Origin of the sequence: Streptomyces sp. 5K101 (assembly GCF_046506645.1) — a bacterium.
GTDB lineage: Bacteria > Actinomycetota > Actinomycetes > Streptomycetales > Streptomycetaceae > Streptomyces.
On record NZ_JBKFFO010000006.1, the window covers coordinates 347,657 to 366,608 of the forward strand.

Annotated in this window: 20 protein-coding genes and 2 pseudogenes; 3 read left to right on the forward strand and 19 right to left on the reverse strand. The window is 67.5% G+C overall.

Annotated features, from left to right (window positions below):
- Window positions 1–15: 15 nt before the first annotated feature.
- From ACLB9X_RS15215 to ACLB9X_RS15235, 5 genes are all read right to left on the reverse strand, one after another.
- On the reverse strand, window positions 16–279 hold the full coding sequence (locus ACLB9X_RS15215) for a cation transporter (protein WP_410360875.1): 264 nt from the start codon (window positions 277–279) through the stop codon (window positions 16–18).
- Window positions 276–1,472 (reverse strand): sulfite exporter TauE/SafE family protein, encoded by a 1,197-nt coding sequence (locus tag ACLB9X_RS15220; RefSeq protein ID WP_410360876.1) that lies wholly within the window; start codon window positions 1,470–1,472, stop codon window positions 276–278. The genes ACLB9X_RS15215 and ACLB9X_RS15220 overlap by 4 nt, the downstream gene beginning before the upstream one ends.
- A gap of 121 nt (window positions 1,473–1,593) precedes the next feature.
- Window positions 1,594–2,016 carry a hypothetical protein gene (locus ACLB9X_RS15225; protein ID WP_410360877.1) on the reverse strand — a complete coding sequence of 141 codons (423 nt, stop codon included), beginning with the start codon at window positions 2,014–2,016 and terminating at the stop codon, window positions 1,594–1,596.
- Between the two features lie 233 nt (window positions 2,017–2,249).
- Window positions 2,250–2,501 (reverse strand): SHOCT domain-containing protein, encoded by a 252-nt coding sequence (locus ACLB9X_RS15230; protein ID WP_410360878.1) that lies wholly within the window; start codon window positions 2,499–2,501, stop codon window positions 2,250–2,252.
- Window positions 2,502–2,657: 156 nt separating this feature from the next.
- Complete coding sequence (locus ACLB9X_RS15235; protein WP_410360879.1) at window positions 2,658–3,275, reverse strand: hypothetical protein; 618 nt, start codon at window positions 3,273–3,275, stop codon at window positions 2,658–2,660.
- 443 nt (window positions 3,276–3,718) lie between these two features.
- Here ACLB9X_RS15235 and ACLB9X_RS15240 point away from each other — a divergent pair, with 443 nt between their 5' ends.
- The 3 genes from ACLB9X_RS15240 (at window position 3,719) to ACLB9X_RS15250 (ending at window position 5,159) form a co-directional block, all read left to right on the forward strand.
- Window positions 3,719–3,943 (forward strand): hypothetical protein, encoded by a 225-nt coding sequence (locus tag ACLB9X_RS15240; RefSeq protein ID WP_410360880.1) that lies wholly within the window; start codon window positions 3,719–3,721, stop codon window positions 3,941–3,943.
- Window positions 3,940–4,182: a hypothetical protein gene (locus tag ACLB9X_RS15245; RefSeq protein WP_410360881.1), complete on the forward strand. Its 243-nt coding sequence runs from the start codon at window positions 3,940–3,942 to the stop codon at window positions 4,180–4,182. The genes ACLB9X_RS15240 and ACLB9X_RS15245 overlap by 4 nt, the downstream gene beginning before the upstream one ends.
- Window positions 4,183–4,280: 98 nt before the next feature.
- On the forward strand, window positions 4,281–5,159 hold the full coding sequence (locus ACLB9X_RS15250; protein ID WP_410360882.1) for a F510_1955 family glycosylhydrolase: 879 nt from the start codon (window positions 4,281–4,283) through the stop codon (window positions 5,157–5,159).
- A 154-nt stretch (window positions 5,160–5,313) separates the two neighbouring features.
- Here ACLB9X_RS15250 and ACLB9X_RS15255 read toward each other — a convergent pair whose 3' ends face one another.
- The 14 genes and pseudogenes from ACLB9X_RS15255 to ACLB9X_RS15320 all read right to left on the reverse strand — a co-directional run.
- Window positions 5,314–6,765 carry an AAA family ATPase gene (locus tag ACLB9X_RS15255; protein ID WP_410360907.1) on the reverse strand — a complete coding sequence of 484 codons (1,452 nt, stop codon included), beginning with the start codon at window positions 6,763–6,765 and terminating at the stop codon, window positions 5,314–5,316.
- Window positions 6,766–7,098: 333 nt separating this feature from the next.
- Window positions 7,099–7,308, reverse strand: a pseudogene (locus ACLB9X_RS15260) (transposase family protein); the annotation flags it as partial.
- Window positions 7,309–7,852: 544 nt separating this feature from the next.
- Window positions 7,853–8,698 (reverse strand): hypothetical protein, encoded by an 846-nt coding sequence (locus ACLB9X_RS15265; RefSeq protein WP_410360883.1) that lies wholly within the window; start codon window positions 8,696–8,698, stop codon window positions 7,853–7,855.
- Between the two features lie 140 nt (window positions 8,699–8,838).
- Window positions 8,839–9,552, reverse strand: a complete 714-nt coding sequence (locus ACLB9X_RS15270; RefSeq protein WP_410360884.1) for a C1 family peptidase — start codon at window positions 9,550–9,552, stop codon at window positions 8,839–8,841.
- A 113-nt stretch (window positions 9,553–9,665) separates the two neighbouring features.
- Window positions 9,666–10,544, reverse strand: a complete 879-nt coding sequence (locus ACLB9X_RS15275) for a phytanoyl-CoA dioxygenase family protein (protein ID WP_410360885.1) — start codon at window positions 10,542–10,544, stop codon at window positions 9,666–9,668.
- Complete coding sequence (locus tag ACLB9X_RS15280) at window positions 10,541–11,233, reverse strand: TfuA-like protein (protein ID WP_410360886.1); 693 nt, start codon at window positions 11,231–11,233, stop codon at window positions 10,541–10,543. The genes ACLB9X_RS15275 and ACLB9X_RS15280 overlap by 4 nt, the downstream gene beginning before the upstream one ends.
- Window positions 11,234–11,247: 14 nt before the next feature.
- A complete protein-coding gene (locus ACLB9X_RS15285; RefSeq protein ID WP_410360887.1) occupies window positions 11,248–12,600 on the reverse strand; it encodes a YcaO-like family protein in 1,353 nt (450 codons plus the stop codon).
- Window positions 12,601–12,637: 37 nt separating this feature from the next.
- Window positions 12,638–13,855, reverse strand: a complete 1,218-nt coding sequence (locus ACLB9X_RS15290; protein ID WP_410360888.1) for a 50S ribosomal protein L11 methyltransferase — start codon at window positions 13,853–13,855, stop codon at window positions 12,638–12,640.
- 7 nt (window positions 13,856–13,862) lie between these two features.
- Window positions 13,863–14,471, reverse strand: coding sequence for a flavoprotein (locus ACLB9X_RS15295; protein WP_410360889.1), 609 nt, complete (start codon window positions 14,469–14,471; stop codon window positions 13,863–13,865).
- Window positions 14,471–15,412 (reverse strand): aminoglycoside phosphotransferase family protein, encoded by a 942-nt coding sequence (locus tag ACLB9X_RS15300; RefSeq protein ID WP_410360890.1) that lies wholly within the window; start codon window positions 15,410–15,412, stop codon window positions 14,471–14,473. Before ACLB9X_RS15300 ends, ACLB9X_RS15295 begins: the two co-directional genes overlap by 1 nt.
- Window positions 15,409–16,413 carry a T3SS effector HopA1 family protein gene (locus ACLB9X_RS15305; protein ID WP_410360891.1) on the reverse strand — a complete coding sequence of 335 codons (1,005 nt, stop codon included), beginning with the start codon at window positions 16,411–16,413 and terminating at the stop codon, window positions 15,409–15,411. The genes ACLB9X_RS15300 and ACLB9X_RS15305 overlap by 4 nt, the downstream gene beginning before the upstream one ends.
- Window positions 16,410–17,567 (reverse strand): phosphotransferase family protein, encoded by a 1,158-nt coding sequence (locus ACLB9X_RS15310; protein WP_410360892.1) that lies wholly within the window; start codon window positions 17,565–17,567, stop codon window positions 16,410–16,412. Before ACLB9X_RS15310 ends, ACLB9X_RS15305 begins: the two co-directional genes overlap by 4 nt.
- A 17-nt stretch (window positions 17,568–17,584) precedes the next feature.
- A complete protein-coding gene (gene tvaA / locus ACLB9X_RS15315) occupies window positions 17,585–17,848 on the reverse strand; it encodes a thioviridamide family RiPP peptide (protein WP_410360893.1) in 264 nt (87 codons plus the stop codon).
- A gap of 585 nt (window positions 17,849–18,433) precedes the next feature.
- Window positions 18,434–18,829, reverse strand: a pseudogene (locus ACLB9X_RS15320) (mobilization protein); the annotation flags it as partial.
- Window positions 18,830–18,952: the final 123 nt, after the last annotated feature.

Here is an 18,952-nt window from a genome sequence, read left to right on the forward strand (position 1 = left end):
CCGCTGGGCGTTTCGTCAGTCGGCGGGCCGAGCCGTGTACTCCCCGGCCTGCTCCACCGCGGCGATGAGCGCGGCGATCTCCACGGCCGTGCCCTCCTCCAGACGGACAGTGGTGCGTCCAGTCTTCGCGTTGGTGCTGGATGAGCGGACGCCGGCGATATCCTCCAGCTCGTCGTCGATGAGCAGGCCGCAACTTGAGCAGTGCATGCCCTCGACGAGGAGCACCACCTGCGGACCGGCCTCGGAGCCCGGGTCTTTCTTGCGGTCGAAGAGCTTCACTTGGTGTCTCCCTGGAAGGTGATGGCGCCGGTCTGCATGCCCATGGCACAGGAGAAGCGCAGGGTGCCGGGCTTACGGGTACCCAGGTCGACCTTGGTGTCGCCGTTGCGCTTGACGATCTCCTGGACCCCCAGTTCGGGGATGGTGAAGGCGCGAGCGCAGCCGCCGGAGTCCTTGCCGTGCAGCACCAGCGTCGTCGGGACGCCGGCCTTCGCGGTGAACTGCGTGGGGACGTAGAAGTCCGTCACCGTCAGCGTGATGACCTGCTTGCCGGAGGCGTCGATGCGCACCGGTGCGCCTGGCACTGACGTCTGTCCGCCTCCGGAACCGGTCTCCGACTCGCCCTGAGAGCCGCCCTCGACGGTGAACGGTTCACTCGCCGCGGCCGACTTGCCCGGAGCCGTAAAGGTGACCCACCCCCCGGCTTGCAGCGCGGAGGCCATGGTCCACACGGCGATCGCCAGCACCACCACACCGGTGAGCGCGGCCAGCTGGCCGGACAGCGCCCGGCTCGTACGGCGGAAGAGGTAGCCGAGCGCGGTGAACAGCGGTGCGGTGCCGATGACGAACCCGGCCATCACTGCGGCCCCCGCCACCGCAGATCCGGAGGTGACCGCGACCAGCTCCATCGACAGCGTCACCCCGCAGGGCACCAGCACCGTGGCGAATCCGATCAAGGCGGGAGTGGCGACGGAGTCGGTCTTCGCGCTGCGTCGCATGAGCCGCCCGAAGGAGGCGGGAGGTCGCGGAACGAGCCGGCCCACGGCCTTGACCCCAAAGAGATCGAGCGCGAAGAGCACCATGAGCACCCCGGCGGCCAGCAGCAGCACGGCCTGCGTACGTGGGCTGGGCTGGAGCGCGGCGCCGAAGACGCCCAGCAGTGCGCCGAGAGTGGTGTGGGAAAGCAGCTTTCCGGCGAGGAACGCACCGATCGGGGCGAGGTTCTTGGCCGTGAGCTCCAGGGATGCGGCGGAGGCCCCGCGCCGGGCGGCCGCGCCCGCACCGCGCGGGGAAGGCGGTCGCTTCGCGGAGGGCCTGGAGGACTTTGAGGTGGAGGGAGCGGGGGCCGGGGCGGGGTCGCGGCGGGTGACCGCGCCGGCCAGCAGGCCCCCTTGAACGGCGGCGCAGGAGGCGCCGCCGGCGAGTAGACCGGTGCTCACACCGGTGATGAGCAAGGTGATGGACGACGGCATGCGTCGTTACTCCTGTTCGGATACGACGGCACGCGCCATGGGGAATGGCTTGTGGGCGTGCCGAGGCGGACGTGAGAGAAGTCGGCGTCCCGTGAGGCAAAGACTCATGGGCGGCGAACCGTCACGTCCGCGACACGCACAGACGGTGCAGATCAGGAGGGGGCAGCGCCGGAGGAGGCGCATTGGGCTGCGCGACCACGGCCGCGGGGGAGCAGGAGGCCATGGCCTGCGGCAGATCACTGAGCGCCGGTGCCGCTGGCCCGTCCTGGGCGAGGACGGCCTTCGGGGCGGCGCACTGCTGCTCGGCCATCGGACACTGCGCACTACGGTCAGGCGACTCGGCCATCGGCCCTGCGGCAAGCGGGGCGGCGCCGGCCAGCACCTGCCCGCGCGTATGCCCACCCGCCGGGGCGGGTGGCGTCATCTCCATCTGGCCCGGCATGGTCATCGTGGAACGGGCCAGCCCGGACAGGCAGAGCACGAGCGCGCACACCAAAAGCGCCCCGGACAACATCCGGAGCGCGTGCGGCACGCGTCGCGACATGCCCGCCATGCTAAGCCACCGCCGTCGAGCCTGAGTAAGAACGCGACCGCCGGTCCGGCGGCCGTCACGGCGTGCTCTTGCAGCCGTGGCCTCGGGGCTGACTGGTGCGTGCCGGTGTCCATGGGCGCGCGTCGCGCAGTACCCCGAACGTCACTCGCCGGTGGCGCTTACCCGGCTGGCGGCCAGCCGTGACGTCCGCCACACGCAGGGTGCCGTACTCGTGGCGATCAGGATCAGCTCTGGCCGACCCCGGAGAGTCGGCGCAGGTACTCCTCCTCGTCGATCTCGCCCGCGGCGTAGCGCCGTCGCAGGATGTCCTGCGGTGTATCGACGTGTGGTCGCTTGCTCACCGGATTCTGGGTCAGAGACCGGATCAGCCAGACCCATCCGACGATGACGAGCGTCAGGAGGACGAGTCCGAGCAGGCCCCAGAAGACCATCCAGGCACCCATCCCGCTCATCATGCCGTTCATCCAGCCGCACATGGTTGTCTCACCCCTTTCACGGTAGCGCCGGGGCCGGGTGCCAGGGTCTACTCGCCCTCCGGCCAGTCGTAGCTGCTGGGCACGTCGACCTTCTGGCCTGCCGGTCCGTACACGAGCGCGATCTCGTCGTGCTCCTTGAACTCGATCGCGGCAGGGTTACCCGTACTCCTTGCCGTTGACGTAGGTGCGGAACTCGTTGCCACTGCTGGCCTTCATCCCGCCGATGGAGTTCTGCGTCAGGGCGAGGTCCCATTCGGTCATGAATTGACCGAGGGAGAAGGTGGCCTTGACCGGGGACTCGATGTGGATCACGCCATTCGAGTCGTGGGTGTGCAGCGGGCTGATCTTCTGTGCCTTCTGGTCGACGCCGATGTTCGCCGGGACTGCGACCGGCTTGCCTCCCACCAGGACGTCCAGGTGGGCGTGGATATGCTCGACGTTGCCCTCCTCGCCCAGCATCGGCAGCCCGGCGGCCTTCACCCGCGCGGAAGGATCGCTCGGTGCGTCCCACGGCGGGTTCGTCGTACGGCCCGTCGCGGTCTTCATTGGGGCCGTGGGGATCCCGGCCTCCGCCGGACCTTGGGAAGGGGGCTCATCGCCGCCCGTCGAGACGACCGCGAGGATGATCCCGATGACGATCGCGACGACCACGACACTCGCAGCGAGGATGATCAGCAGGCGACGCCGCCGCTCGGCCCGCGCTGCCTGCTCACGCAACGCTGCAGCCCGGGCCCGACGGCCGTCCGCCCCCTCCTTGGCGGGCTTGCGAGCCATGCGACCGATCCTTCCTCTCCGGACAGGAGTCACCGCGCCGACAGGAAAAACGGAAAATTATGGAAGAAAGTCCCGTATCAACCCTAGGCGAGTAGGCCATCGCGGCCTTCGGCTCCCTTGACCTTGCCCATGGGTGAAGGTTTTACCGTCGACGGCGTAGGCACGAACCGAGAAGGAGGTCACCTCATGGCGTTCGTCGAAGGCGAGGTGTACCGCTGCCCGGACGCGGAGTGCGGCTGTGAGATCACCGTGACCAACGGCGCGGCGCCTGGTCATGGCGGGGGCCGCAACCCCACTGCTGCTGCGGGCTGTCCATGGAGAAGGTCCGCTGAGCCGAACCGAGCGGGGGGCGGGAGTCGGACTGCCACCGTGGCGTTCTCCCGTCCCGGCCATCGCCCCCGCCGTGCCGTCCGACCGCTGAGCAGAACCGGAGGAACCCTGAGATGGACCAGTTGCTGTACGTACTTCCCGCCCTCGCCTGCCCCGTCGGCATGGGGCTGATGATGTGGTTCATGATGCGCTCCCGGCGCTCCGATGCCGATCAGCCGCCGCATACCGCCCCCACCACCGAGCAGGAGCAGGAGCTCGCGCGGCTACGCAAGGAGGTCGAAGCCCTCCGCGAGGAGCAGGCCGCGAAGACCGGCCTCCACAAGGGCTCCCCGGCATGACCGGCACCTGGATTCCCCTCGCCGCGACCGCGCTCGCCGCAGCCCTCACGTACATGTGCTGCATCCGCCCGATGCGCAGCCACAACGGCTGCACAGCGGCGCCCGGGCGCACCAAGGAGAGCGTCGCCGAGGAGATCCGCCGCGCTCGCGAGGAACTGCTCCTGCTGCGCGAGCAGGCTCCCGGCAAGGCAGCCCCCGTTGCCGCTCCCGAACAGGGACCGGAGACCACCAGATCGTGACCCGTCGGCCCCATGCGCACCGCCTCGGCCTGGCGGCCCCGGCTTCACGCGGCAATGCGCAGCCGCACTCGACACCAGCACCATCACAAAGGACTCCGATGGCCCTCCGTCCCCGCTCCGCCGCAACTGCCGCCGCTCTACTCGCGGCCGTTCTGACCGCCTGCACAGGCGGTTCCGGTGACGGCACCACAGGCTCGGAGACTTCTCCTTCCGAGGGAACGGCCCTCAGTCATATCCATGGGCTCGGCGTCGACCCCGCGGACGGACGGCTGTACGTCGCCACGCACGAGGGCGTCATCGCCGTGGCGGACGACGGCTCCTCCCAGCGGGTCAGCGACACCGCCGACTACATGGGCTTCACCGTCGCCGGCCCCAAGACGTTCCTCGGCAGCGGTCACCCCGCCGAAGGCAGCGGCGACCACGCCAACCGCGGCCTGATCCAGAGCACCGACGCAGGCAAGACCTGGAAGACCCTCTCCCTCGGCGGCGAAGTCGACTTCCATGCCCTGGACTACGCCCACAACACCATCTACGGCTACGACAGCACCGGCGGCCTCCTGCGCGTCAGCAAGGACGGCAAAACCTGGGACAAGCGCGCCGAACTCGCCGCCCTCGACATCGCCGTCAGCCCCAACGACCCGGACATCGTGCTGGCCACCACTCAAAACGGCATCGCCAAGAGCACCAACGGCGGCAAGAGCTTCAGCCGCGGCGCCGGGCCGGTGATGGCCTACCTCTCGTGGACCAAGCCGGACGCGCTGTACGGCATCGACCCCACCGGTGCACTGCACCGCAGCACCGACGGCAGCGCCACCTGGAAGAAGACCGCCACCGTCCCCGGCGGGCAGCCCCAGGCCTTGACTGCCGTCGACGCCAACCGAGCCCTCATCGCAACCCAGGACGGCGTCTACGAATCCCGCGACGGCGGCAAGACCTTCACCCAACGCTTGTCGGTCACCCACACCACCGACGACTGACCATCGGCCCGACAAGAGGCAGCTCCTAGGGAGTTGAGCCAGTGGCCGTTTTCGCAGGTCAGCAGACTGGGAATGAGCGTGAGCTGAGGCTCTCCGGGACGCCGGTAATGGTGGAGGTCATGTTCCCGGTACAGGGGCGGTGACTGCGGCCGGGTCAGTCGCCGTGGTAGAGGCGAACTGGATCGATCAGCTGGATGGCGGGGTCGTTCTCGGCGAGGTGGCGCAGTTCGTCGGTGAAGCCGGTGCCGCTGTAGCACTGCAGCCGGGTGACGTCGGTGGCGGTGCCGCGCGCGGTGAGGAGAGCACGGATGTGCTGGAGACGTTCGAGGTGGCCCTTTCCCATGACGTCGTTCCATTTGGCTTCGCCGATGGCGAGTAGTGTTTCGCGGCCGCTGTCGGTCTCGCCATGGACCGCGACGTCGACTTCGTGGCTGGTCTTCGCGGCAGGATCGTTGACGGTGCCGCTGGCGACTCTTGTGACCTGCCCGCCGTGGGTTGCGGGGGACGCGTGCCAGCGGGCCCATTCGCGGCAGACCTGTTCGAAGTGCGGGCCGACAACCTTGCTGCGGAAGGTGGACTGGGCGCGGCGCCAGACGGCGGGGGCGCGTCCGGGGCGTTCCAGATCGCCCCAGGCGGGGCGCATGACCGCGTGGTAGAAGGCGATGAGAGGTTCGGCGATGCGGTAGGCGGAGCGGTTGCGGCGGAAGGCGTCGGCCTCGTGGGTGATCATGCCGACGTCCTGGAGGACGCTGAGCGGGTGGGCGAGGTCGGTGGACTTGCGGCCGAGGTAATCGGCGATGCCGCCGCGTGCGGCGTTTCCGGCGGCGATGGCGGCCAGGACGGAGTGGTAGAGCGCGGTGTCGTGGAGTTCGGGTTCCTCTGCGAGCAGGTAGCGGGCCTCGCGGAAGAGCGGACGGGCGGGATTGAGGACGGCGCGGGTGACCCAGGCGTCGAAGTCGTGGGGCCCGGCGGGGGCGTCGCCCTGGGTGAACTCGCGGCGGTAGGCGGGGGTGCCGCCGACGATGGCGTGGGTGAGCAGTGCGGTGCGCGGGTCGGTGATCTCCCAGAACTCGGCGGCGAGGCGGAAGTCCAGGGTGGGGACGACGAGTTCCAGGCCGGCGCGGCCGCGCAGCGGGGCGTTGCCGGCGAGGAGTCCGCCCATGAAGGACAGGGCGGAGCCGCACAGCAGGAGCCGTACGGGGGTGTTGGTGTGCTGGGCGGCTGGGTCGAGGGCGCGCTGGATGATCGAGGGGAGGGCGGGGGAGGCCTTGGCGAGGAAGGGGAACTCGTCGATGACCGCGATGGTGGGGCCGCCCCTGTCGGCGATGCGCATGAGTTCCGTGACGGCCTCGTCCCAATGAGTGAAGCGGAACGGGGTGGGCTGGTCGCGGTGGCGGGCGAGGGCTTCGCCGAACTGGCGCAGGGCGTCGGTTTCGGTGGTCTCGGTGGCGGTGAACATGAAGCCGCCGCTTGCCCGCGTGACGGCGTCCAGGAGGAAGGTCTTGCCCTGGCGGCGGCGGCCGGAGACCACACCGAGGGTGGCACGCGGGCCGGGTAGGGCGGCGAATCGGGTCAGCTCGGCCCACTCGAAGTCGCGGTCGAACATCTCGGCGGGTTTGTCCACGGCACACCTCTGTATGGATAGGTGGGCTTATTATATCTGGACTTATTCAAGATTCCCTTCTTTGTGTGAGTGCCCGGCGTGGGCCCCGGAGGGGGCGAGGGCAGGGGCCGAGGTGCAGGGGCGGGGTCGAGTGGAGTGACCCCCGAACTTCCGACACCTGGATGCTGGATCTTTTGATCCAGGGGAAGTGGCCATGGTGGTGAAGCGGAAGCATTACCTCGCAGAGTTCAAGGGGACGCGGTGGATCTGGTGCGCTCCTCGAAGGACCGCTTCCTCGCTGGCATCGCCCGGAGTCTGGGTATCCATCAGGATGTTGAGTTGGAGAGCGAGGACCGCCCGGACGAGCTCGGTGATGCGGCTCGGGCTGCAACGGAGCTTGCGCAGGAGCCGCCAAGCCTTGAGGGTGGCCATGGCCTGGTCTGCCGCGGCGCGAACGTTGGCGTGAGAGACATCGACCGCCTGCTGGTTTGCGGAGAGCTGGTGCCAGCGGTCGGCCGGGGTAGACCTGCCGTCGGCACCCTGGTACTCGGTAACCACGCACGACTCGCGGCCGACGATCCGCGAATCGCCCACCGCCGCCACATTGTGCTCAGCATCGCCCAGGAGGCAGATCGCCAGCCGCGGTAGCTGGTCACTGAATCGGGCAAATGCCCGTAAAACCGAATCGCGTCGTCGACGTAGAGTCATCCAAAGGCGCCCATCGTGCCGTTCCCATCAGGTTCCCATCTGGGATAAATGCGACCCTCCGTGGCACTCACGGAGGGTCGATATGTCCCATTACCTGGTACTTGCTGGTGCCCCCGGCAGGATTCGAACCTGCGACACCCGCTTTAGGAGTGGGATCGAATCCTTGACCGAAGGTGTTCCTCCGTGCCGGGTGCTGCTGTCGGTGCAGGTCAGCAGCACCTGGCGGGATGCTTGATCCTGCTTGTGATGACTGGCGCTCCGTCGTCCGCTCACGCATCGCTCACGCAATCGACCTGCGTGATCAGCGGTAGATCACCACAACGAGGGTGCAGAGTTACCCGCCAGGTAGACGCCTTCGAACCGCGAAGGTTGGGATGGGGCTTCAGTCGGCCGTGATGCTCGCCGTGAGGACGCGGACGGCTTCGCGAGTATTGTCCGCGGCGAAGCGGACTTCGCTCACTTCCTGCGTCGGCTTCCCGGGCTTGGGCGCTACCGGGTACGGCTCGCGCAGCTTGACGCTGAGGGTGGTGGAGTCGCCGATCGGCATTGCCAGTACGCCGGCGTCATCGATCTGGACCGCCCTCCGGTAGCCGCTGTGCCGTGCCGGACGCACCGACTCCACGAGTTCGAGCGGAATGGTGATCTGAGTGAAGTGGGCGAAGCGCAGCACCACCTTGCCGTCGCCGACGATGTGGGGGCGGATGGAGAGCGCGGCGATGAATCCGAGTACCCACACTGTTCCGTACACGGAGAGAACCAGCAGGACGATGCGCACCACTGTCCAGGGGACCAGGAATTCGACAGCGAGGATCTCCAGCGGCACGAGAAAGACCATCGCCCACATGATTGGCTTGATTTCGGAGCCGTAGGTCAGGATCTCGTGGCCCTCTGGCGCGTCCGGCTTGCGGCGGATCCAGCGCCAAAGGGCACGGAAGAGTCCGAATTCCATCCCCATGGCCTTGGCCACTGGTGCGGGGAGGACTGCGGACAGGGCCTGGTTGAGGGCCTCCTGTCCGTCGGCTCCCTGGCTCCGGGACGTCTTGAAGGCCCGTCTGGCAAGGGTGATTTCGGTGATGACGATCCCGGCAAGGAGGACTTCGAGGAGCAGTCCCACCGCCACGGCCTCGCCCAGGCTGAACACGCCGGTCCAGACGAGACAGACCTGGGCGAGGACAACGGTCGGTGCCGCCCATCGGGCAGCGGTCGCCAGGAATTTTCGCAACGTCAATCACCTTTCCTTGCATGGGTGCTCGGTGCCCGTACCATCGTCCCAGCCTTTTCTCCGCCGCAAAGCAAGGAGAGTTCTCGGGTGGCCGTATCCGATTGTGCGTGGCGCGCTTGGGGAAGAACGTGCCGCGTACGCCGCCGTCACTGTTTCTCCCAGTCCTGCTCCACGACGACCCAGCTCTCGCCGGTCAGCTGCTGTTCGAAGAAGGCGTAGGGCAGCAGGCCGTATCCCTTGTGCCCCCAGCCGGTTCCCCAGCTGTTGCGGACCTGGAAGGCTCCTGGTCCGGTGCCGCGGTCATAGGGAGCGGTGTCGGCTTGGTCGTCGTAGCCGGTCAGTAGGACCACGTGGGGTCCCACGGACTGCTCAGTTGCGAGTTGAACTGGGATGACTCCGCCGTTGACCAGGGACATGGAGATTGTTGGGCAGAGCCGGATCTCCACGCTCACGGGGAGGCCCAGGGCAATTGCACGGCGGGCTAGTTCGAGCATCCCGGCTCCGTCCGGCGCGGAGAGCGGGCGTGCGACAGGTCTGGTGCGCCGGACGGTGGCGTGGCAGTGCTCGGGTGGGTCCCGGTCGACCCTGGTCCGGCCGTGTTCGTCGTACGGCCAGGCCGCTTCCTCACACAATCCGGATTCCGCCCAGGAGCGGAAGCTGTGCTCCAGGCGGGAGCCCTTGCGCTCGGCGGAACCCGCAAGCGTGCGAGAGAGACGGTAGTTGAAGAGGACGGAGGCGGTGAACTCCAGTTGCTCGGCGCGGCGGGCGTAGTAACCGGCGATCGCCGTGGTCACCGCGGCGGTGCAGAGCGGAACCTGGCCTTGGTCGATCACAGGGGGCATCCAGCTGGACAGGTCCATGCGCTCAGGGGTACGTCCACTCGTCCACCACGGGGGCACAATCCTGGACAGCCATGTGATGTCGGCGACGGCGGGGCTCGGGATAGTGCCCTTGCCGGTTGCTCCCGCTTTCGTCATGCCTGGTCCTGTGTCCGGTCAGCCTCGCCGCCGTCCTGGCTGTCCCGATTCAGGACCACCTGGTCGATCCGCTTCTGGCGGCGGGCTACAGCGGCGTAGAACTGCTGCAGCGCCGCCCTGTCGAAGTCGGCAGTGGGCCTGGTCTCGGGAAGGAAAGCACCGGTGTCCGTGCCACGGACGAGCAGTGCGCTGTCTTCGCCCTCGGTTGGAGAAACCTGCGGGCTGATGTAGTCGATCGCGAGGTTGAACCGTCCGTCGGCGGTCTGGTTGGGGCCCGAGCAGTGGGCCATGGCCAAGTGGTGGATGGAGCACTCGCCGGCCTTGAGGACGACGTCTACAGCGGCGGCCTCGTCGATGTCGACGGCGATCTCCTCGCCACGCATGATGTCCTCGAGCTCGGAACCGCTGAACCGGTGCGGCAACGTTCCACGCAAGTGTGAGCCACGGGCGTAACGCATGGTGCCGTTGGCGACCGTGGTGTCGGTGAGCGCGACCCAGACACGTACAGCGTGCTGCTGGAATCCGTTCAGCCCCAGGTAGACGGCATCCTGGTGCCAGGCGAGTGAACTGCCGCTGTGCGCGGGCCTGACGAAGAGGTTGGTGGACCACACCAGCAGATCCGGTCCGAGCAATGCTTCGGCCGCATCGAGTATCGCGGGATGGTGCACGATCCGGTCGGCCCAGGTGGACACCAGATGGATCTTCGGGAAGGTGGCGTACCGCGCCAGGGCGCCGCCCGCGGCGCTGACCGTCCGCAGGTAGGTGTGGCACTCGGCCAGGGCCTGTCCGGCCTCGGTCGGCGCGAGGGCGTTCACGGGAAAGGCAAACCCGTCTGTGCGGAACCGCTCCGCCAGGTCAGGGGCGATCGTGGTCATCGGACAGCCACCTCCGGAGCAGGCACGGTCTCGTGGATTTCGGCGTCCTGCCGCATCCTGGTGAGCAGGGCGATGGCGTCGTCCCGCTTGGCGTCGGGGGCCTCGGGCGAACGCAGGTAGTCGGCGAGGCGCTGCCGATCGGGTTCGGGCATGACGCCCTTCAGGTGGTGCAGGGCGGCGGAGCTGGTGCGCTGCGGGAAGTACAGGGACTTGGCGGTTGTCAGGAACAGCTCCGCGTTCTCCTTGCTCACCACCCTCCGGCCCAGCGCCGCATCTATCGCGACACGAATGTTGACCATGGGTTCGCACACCGGGCGCAGCGACTCACTGTCGAAGGTGATGGCGACCTCGTCGTCGTCTTCCAGCGTGCCGGAGGCATACATGGTGTAGACGGTGCCGACGCCGGTCATGCCATAGTCGTCGAGTTCGGCGGCCCGGAGAGCTCCCATGCTGGAGGAGCCGTACACGCGGACTCTGCGGTCCATGGCCCGCAGGATCTCTTTGGGGGAGATCGAGAAGCTTTGGAGGAACTTTCCGTCGATGATGCCGATGCGCTGCGGAGGTTGCTCTTGCGTCATCAGGGCATCGATGTCGCCCCGCTCGATGGGGGGCAGGAACTCGGCGTCGGGCAGGTGGGCCGCCGCCTCCTCGGGCGGCAGGCTGGGGCCGACGAACACGACCGTACGCATGGTCTCTTCTCCCGTCACTGGGCGGAACCGGCTGTCCGGAGTCGCTGCTGAGCGGCGTGGATGGCTGCCAGGGCGCTGTTCCACGCCTGTGCGGCTCGGGGCCCGAGCTTGTTGCGGTCGACCGTCCACGACTCGATGCCGGGCACGATGACGCGTACGACCGTGGCGGGTACGCCGGGCGCGGACAAGTCGACGACGATGGCCTGGTCGAGTCCGCGGGCCCGCAGCCGTTGCAGCAGCAGCCGGACGTCGTCCATGACGTCCGTGCTGGGATGGGACGGGACGTCATGGAAACGGACGGGGCGGGCGGAGGGCTTGATGGCCCACGAGTCGGGGTTCGCTCGGTTGCTGCGCCGCACGTGGAAGAGAGCCTTCTCCACGGGCTGTCCGGCGGCAGTGATGTCCTCGCGCATGGCCTGGATGTCCACGACGCGGGACTGGGCGACCTCGCTGATGGCCCGCACGACCGCGACCTCGGCGTCCGGGTGCGTGCCGATGCCGTGGTGGGAGCGGGAGAACGAGTCGGCGACGTACTCCGACACCACGGCCTGGAAACTGGGGATGCCGGTCGCGGAGGTGATGTTCTTGACCTCGATGTCGATGCCGGCGTCGAGAAACTTCTCCATGAAGAACTGCGCTCGCGGCGGCAGGGTCGACGGGTCGAGGCTTGGATGGCGCTCCTGGGCCCAGGCGCGGATGGCGTCCCCGACGGGTCCGGCCTCGTCGGCGGCGGCGAACTTGCCGAGTCGGTTGGAGATGAGGTCGGCCATCGTCCAGTCGTCTCGCTCGACGAGCTCGCACAGGGCGTGGCAGATGGCCTCTTCCAGGGAGTTTCCCGAAGCGATGCCGTTTGTCGTGGAGACCGGATAGCAGGGGACCTCGTGGTAGCTCATGTAGTAGCCGGCCAGGAACTGCGGCACGAGGATGCTGCACTCGTGCATCAGGTCGAAGCCCTCGACCCAGGAGATGGGGCTGTCGATGCTGTAGGCGTGGTGCAGCTCGAAGTTGCACGATTCGGGGTCGAGAACACGCCGTCCGGACTTTTTGAGCTCTGGATAGGAGGCGATCGCGGCCGGCCGCATGGGCAGAGAGGCGGCGAAACGCTCAGCGGCCTCCATGATTGCCGACGTCTTGGCGTCGATCTTTGTGGCGCCCTTGCCGTTGTAGACGGAGATGATGTCGAACGACCGCGGCGAGATGGCGTTGTAGACGGGGATGCCGACCCGGTCGAGGCCGGTGATGTCGGCGACCCTTGTCACCCCGATCCGCTTGAGGTGTGGGGCCATGCGGGCATACGTGGTCTCGGCGGTGATCTCGCGGTGCGGGCCGTTTCCGGTGATCTTGGGGACGCTGGATCGCAGTTTCAACGCAGGGGCTCCTTGGATGCGCTGTCCGCCGGGCCGGTCACTGGCCGCTGGCGGGTTCGAGGTGGGAGGTGCCGTCGCCGAAGTACCGGTAGGAGTAGGAGAGTTCCTGCCCAGCCGTGACCTTGACCGGTTCGGGGAGCGCCCAGGCGGCGGTGTACCAGTGGCTGCGGGCGCAGCCCAGCCAGGGGGCTGTCGACAGTGTGGTGTTCGGCCCGAGCTGTGCTTCGAAGTGGACGACGACGCCGTTGGCCTCGCCCTCCTGGTCGGCAGCGAGGGTGCAGCGCGTTTCCAGCGGGCCCGTCATATCCTGCTGGAGATCCACCTGGTACAACTCGGCCGGTTTGGAAAGGAAATCCCAGGTCTGTACGTTCTCCGGGCGCTCGTAGAAGCCGATGGAGCGTTGGCGTTCGGACTCCGCCATGGGGCCGAAGTCGATGCCGAACATCTCCTTCCAGCGTGCGAGATGGTCCTGGGTGACGCGGTGCTTGTCGAGCAGGCTGTCCGGTATCCGGGCCAGCGTTGCGAAGGAGGTCAGCCGACCAGGCACCAGGCGAGGCGAGTCCTTCATCAGCCGACGCCGGGCGTCCTGAACGGTCTCCCAGATCTGCATGTCCAGTGCTTCGTTGCCGACGATGTCCGTCAGCAGGACGTCGGCCCGCTCGGGGAGTTCGAGCTGGGGCGACCAGCCGCGGATGAACTCGATGCGGTCGGCCACCCCGTTGCGCTCGGCTATCCGCTGGGCGAGGTGGACCATGCCGGCCGGCTCGACCGCGTAGACCTTGCGGGCTCCCGCCTGGGCCGCGGTGATCGCCAGGATGCCGGACCCTGTTCCCAGATCAAGGACCACGTCCCCCTCACAGACCGTTTCGCGGACCGCCTGCTGGAAGGCAGCTTTACGCACCGGGTCTTCCAGCATGGCGATATGGACGAGCGCGGCGTCGTAACCCCCCTTGGGGAAGGGCTGGTTACTGAAGCCCTCGGCCGGCTCGTTGCGCAGCAGCCCGGCTTGGTGGAGTGACACCACGGTTGCCAGTGCTTCCTGCGCGGCCCTCGGTCCTTTCATTCGGGAACCGAGCAGCGTCAGCGCCTGTCCGACCGTGCGGGGCTGGTGGAAAAGGTCGAGGAGCCCGAGCGCGTCATGACCCAACTTGAGGATCCGGCTCTCGAAGTGGATCTTCACTTCGTTGCTGGTGTCGACCTCGGCTATGAAGGACGGCGCCCTGTGGAGCACGGTGTCGGGTGAAAGTTTCGGCATGTGCTGATCACTGTCCTTGTGGGTGTGTGTGTCGTGCAGCTGCCTGGACCAGAGCGGCAGAGATGGCCGGCTGGAAGTCGCCGAGTGAGCCGGGTTCCCGTCGGCCCTCGGTCAGGGAGATGCCATCCTTCGGTTCGACGATCTGGTAGCCGTCCTCGCGCAGTTGGTCGACGTTGCGGCGCACGGCGGGTTTGGACCACATGGCCGCGTTCATGACGGGTGCGATGACCACAGGGCACTCGGCGGCGAGCAGCGTGGCCGTCAGGACATCGTCCGCGATGCCGTGTGCTGCCTTGGCCAGCAAATTGGCCGTGGCCGGCAGGACCACCAGCACGTCCGCCCAGGCGCCGAGGGCTACGTGGGCGGCGCCTCCGCCCTTGTGGTCCTCCCAGACGGTCACCGGCATATGGCCGGTGACAGCCTCGATCATGCGCGGCCCCATGAGGGCGTGCGCCTGCGTGGTCATGACGGTGCGGATCTCCTGGACCCCGACGGTGCCGCGCAGCCATGCGTTCACGTGAGGGACCGCAACAGCGGAGAAGGAGCCGCACACGCCCCACAACAGCCGCACCCCGGCCAGCGCCTGCTGCGGGCTGGTGGTGGCGTTCTCTGTCATCAGCCGGTCACCTCTTCAGGAACTCCGAAGGCGCTGAGGATGCCCGGCAGGGACCGTTCTGCCCGTCGCAACAGTGCATCGGCGCCTTCTGGGTCGGATGCCGACCAGGCGCGGAGGGCGACGTGTTGGAGGACGTCGGAGGCGAGGTGGCCTGCCAGACGTGTGTGCTCGTCGTCGCTGAGTGAGGTGCCTCGGGCAGCCTGGTAGCCCTCGGCTGTAAGTCTGGCCCGGTGCTCCTGGAGTTCCTGCGCGTCCATGGCAGCTGCCGCCTGAACGAGGTCTCGTAGCAGGAATGCGAGGTCGATCATGGGGTCGGCGATGCCTGCTTCCCGCCAGCCGAGCACGCGTGGCGCAGGGGCGGGGACGCAGGAGGCGGTCGATAGACGGCCGTGTACCACGGCCCGTGGGAGCGCCTCGGGCTGCTCCTCCGCCAATGTGCCGGCGAGGCGTTGGATCCGCGGTGCCGCGGTTTTGTCAAGGCGGTCGCGGGCGGCACGGATGCCGTCCGCTGCATGTGGCGCCGCTTCCAGCCAGGCCGGGCGGGCCCTGGTGGGTAAAGCAGCCACCCGCTCGACGGGGATGGAGTGCAGGTGGGCGAGGAAGCCGCCGAGTTCGCCGAACGCCCAATCCCCAAGTGGAGCGGTGGCACTGGTCGTGTCACCGAAGACGGTGTCGCTGAGCAGCCCAGGGGTAGCTACCACCGAGTGGACGGCCGTGCGGTCGTCGGCCAGCACAGGGACACACGCGTACGGGGCAGCTTGTGTCGTAGCGATTGCCTCCGAGAGATCGCGCAGGGCTGCCGCGTCGAGGTAAGCGGGCGCGGCTGTCGGGACGCTTTCTCCCCAGCGGTAACCACCGTCGACCCGGAGGCAGACGCGGTTGACGAACGGGCCGGGTAGCGAGCGCACGGGCTGCCCGGCCCGCACAGCGGCATGGGTCATCGGGCGGTGCTCCCTTGGGCGTTGAGGTAGGGCCTTGCTGGGTCGAGTCGCTCCGCCCGGTACCGTTCCTCGATGGCGCGGAGCCGGTCCGCCGCAGTGGTGCGCCCGTCCCGCCAGGCCGTTACCAGCCCCTCGGCGACCAACAGACAGCGGTGCTGGCCGAAGCTCATGAGCCGGCCCTCCCGATGCTCTGGCTCGTCCGCCAGCCACCAGCCTCTGCCCAGCTCCAACGCGAGGGCAGGTCCGGTGTCACGGAGTGCGTCGATGTGCTCGCTGTGGATGTCTGCCAGCTCCCGCTCATGGCGGCGCCAGTCGTCCCGGTACAGATAGAGGACCATCGCATCCCGCCGCTCATACCCCTCCGGATGGTTGGCGGCCTTCAGCTGGTACGGGACCCGCGCGGTGCACAGCCGTCCGGTGATCGCGCGCATCAGGTTGGCGGCGGACTCGGGGTCCCGTGGCGCGTAGTACAGGCGTACGACTGGCCGTTCGCCGTGGCGGGGCATGCCCTCGTCGCCGATGGCGAGGTACCAGCCGGGATACGTGTACGGACGGTCGGGCGGAAACCTGACGCTGACCGGCTGACCGGCTGCGGCTGCCGGAGGCAGGATCTCCTCCGCGGTGACGGTGAGGGTGAGGCCGTTCTTGCGCACCCGGCGGCCCGCGGGTCCAGCCTCGACCGTCTGCCAGTCGGCCTCCCAGTAGCCGCTGCCCTGGTTGGCCTCGGCAAGTGCGCGTGCCACGGCCGGGTCCTCGCGCCTGCGGGTGCCCAGTACCACTGGCGCGCCATCTATCAGCCAGCGAGCGGCCCGGGTGTCACCGGCGTAGTAGCTCAGGTACAGGAATCGGGACAGGTGAGGTAGGACGGGGAGGTCCCCGGGCGCGGACTCGACGCCAGGGGCGGGCCGGAGCTCGCCCCACTCGCGGTGATGGAAGGTGGACTCGTTCCGGACTTCCACGTCTTCGGAGATCGAGGAGAATGCTGCTCGGTACTGGTTCATGCTCCTGCCTCCCGGGGGCGGCCGGGAGCGAGGAGCCTGGCCAAGCCCTGCGGATCGTTCAGCAATTTGCAGCCCACGAAAAGGCACAGGTGCCCGATCCGGCCCAGTGAGCCGATCTGTTCCAGCCGCCCGGCTGCGTACATCAGAATGGACAACCCGGCGTAGCGGAAGACTGCATCCCGCTGCTCGGCCGAGAGCGGAGCGCTGTGTTCGTAGGCGGCGAGGAAGAGGCCGACGTTGCGTCGCACGGTGGCCCAGGTGCCGGAGTGGGACAAGCGGCTGGCATCCCCCCGCAAGGTGTGCAGCCACTGGATCAGTAGTTGGCCGACGATCGTGCCCACGTCCAGCATCGGGTCACCGAAACCGGCCAGTTCCCAGTCGACGAGCGCAACCTTGGGGTGCTCGCTGTCGGCGTCCTTGAGCAGGATGTTGTCGTCCCGTAGGTCGAAGTGCACCAGGCCCTTCGGACCCCATTCGTCCCGCAGCCGCGCCACGCTCTCGTCGACCGACTGCATGGCGGCCGCATAGTCGGAGTAATCCATTCCGGGTCCACTCGCAAGCTCGCGAGGGGTTAGCGCTACGAAGGACGCGAAGGGGAAGACGATGAGCTGCGGGGCGAACCTCGAGTCCGTGATGATCCCGTCCGCGCGTGCGGTGTGGATTCCGGCTGTCACCGATGCCAGTGCCGCCAGCACCGGAACAGGAATTTCCGGAGAGTTCCGGGTCACTTCCCGCATCGACGTGAAGCCAACCTTCCCTTCCATTATGAGGGTTTCAGTTTTTCGGTCGACGGCGACGAAACGAGGAACTGCCGACATGGCGAAATTCGGCACACCGGCTTCAGGTATCAGCCTGAGTATGGTCTCTTCGTTGCCCGTTGCCGTGCCAACGGCAACGGCGGTTGCCGGATCCACCTGTTTCAGGAAGAGGGCGGTGCCGTCCTCGAAGTGCACCATCGCCACGCTGTTGCGTGCTGCGAACGTCTGGACATGCACTATGTCGCCTCGGTCGAGATCGAGCGAAGCGAGCCAGGAACGAGTCCGGGCCTTTGAGGGCCCGGACTCGTTCGGCAGCGCTCCGCACCAAGGCGAAGACGTGCTGCCGCCCTCCGGTGACGCGATACCGGCCGGGCTGTGCGAAGCGCTGATCATCATGAGGCTATCGACTCAGATCAACAGTGGAAGGCCACCGTGGCGGCAGCCGCCATCACGCTTCCCTGAGCCTCCTCGTCGGGCGAGATGCCCGCCTTCTCCTCGAGGAACGCCTGCAGCTCCTCCGGGCTGACGCCGGCGAGCTCCTCCAGGGCCTTCTCGCCGGCCGCGGGGTCGATGACCGCGCGCTGCTCGTCGGTCATCGACGCCTCGGCATCCTGGATCTTGCTGACGAGGTCGGCGAACGCGGTCTCGTCGACCGCGGAAACCATTGCTTCAGACATTTGATCCTCCTGATTCGTCCCCTGTCGGTTGACCGGGGAATCGAATGGACGTTCATGATCTAAACAAACTTTCACCCCCCCCTGTCAACAGGTCTCAGGAATTCCGTTTGTGTGTGTTGGAAATTCTATTTAGGGCATGCGAATGGGCCTGCCGACATTATTTCCGGCAGGCTTTGTTGCCTTCTCTGGCTAGGTGGGCGCGGAGGATGGTGGCGCTAGTGGATTCACAAGGCTACAGGTGGCCAGAAACCTATGCGCGCGCGTGGCGAGAAACTCATCAGATGCCCCCGTTGAATGTTCTGGTCGTCCCGTGGAGGGTATGCACGGCTCGTCATCTGCCGGTAGGGGGGCGTCCGGAGGGCCGAAAAGATCAAGACGTTCCTTGGGCTTCGATCCTCGATCGTTGCTGGTGATGCGCACGTGGCTGACTACGCGCGTAGCCACTTTGGCCGAAAGTGGCATTCCGCTGACAACTGGATACCTAATTGATATTTCAACCGTTGCTGGCTGGCGTGATATGGCCGTGGCCGACGCAGGGGCCGTTCATGCGCGCAGGAACCTACCCCCCTGCGGTTCTGACTTGAGCTATCGGCGCTGTCGATGTTGCTGTTCAGCGGGTGTCGTCGCCACCGGTGAGAGCTGGGCCCCACGGCTTTGTTGGGCGGGGACCGAGCCTGCGATGGTGGAGCGTCGGCGGGCGGCTTCGGCTCGGCGGTTGGATGCTGGGTTTCGGCCGGTGTGCTGGATGCGGGTGATGAGGACGCGGGCGGGTTGGCGGGCGGTGGTCAGCTCGCGTTGGGCAGCGGCTTCCTTGAGGAGTTGATGGGGTTGGTGGCCGCGGGCTTCGGCGTCGGCGAGGACGGTGGCGAGCGCTGGCCAGGCCGGGTCGGTGAGGATCCGCTCGGCGTGGTCGGGGACGGCTGCTCGTACGTCGCTGGCCAGAACGCGGCGGGCTTCCTCCTTGGGTGGCCGGGCTGTGAGTGGGCGGTTCGTGAGTATATGAGTTGTTCTGGTGTCGCCTGATGGTGTGGACGGAGGCGGAACGTGCCGGTCCGATGCCGGTGGCCTGCTGGAATCGGTGGGGTGAGTGAACGCAAGCCGTAC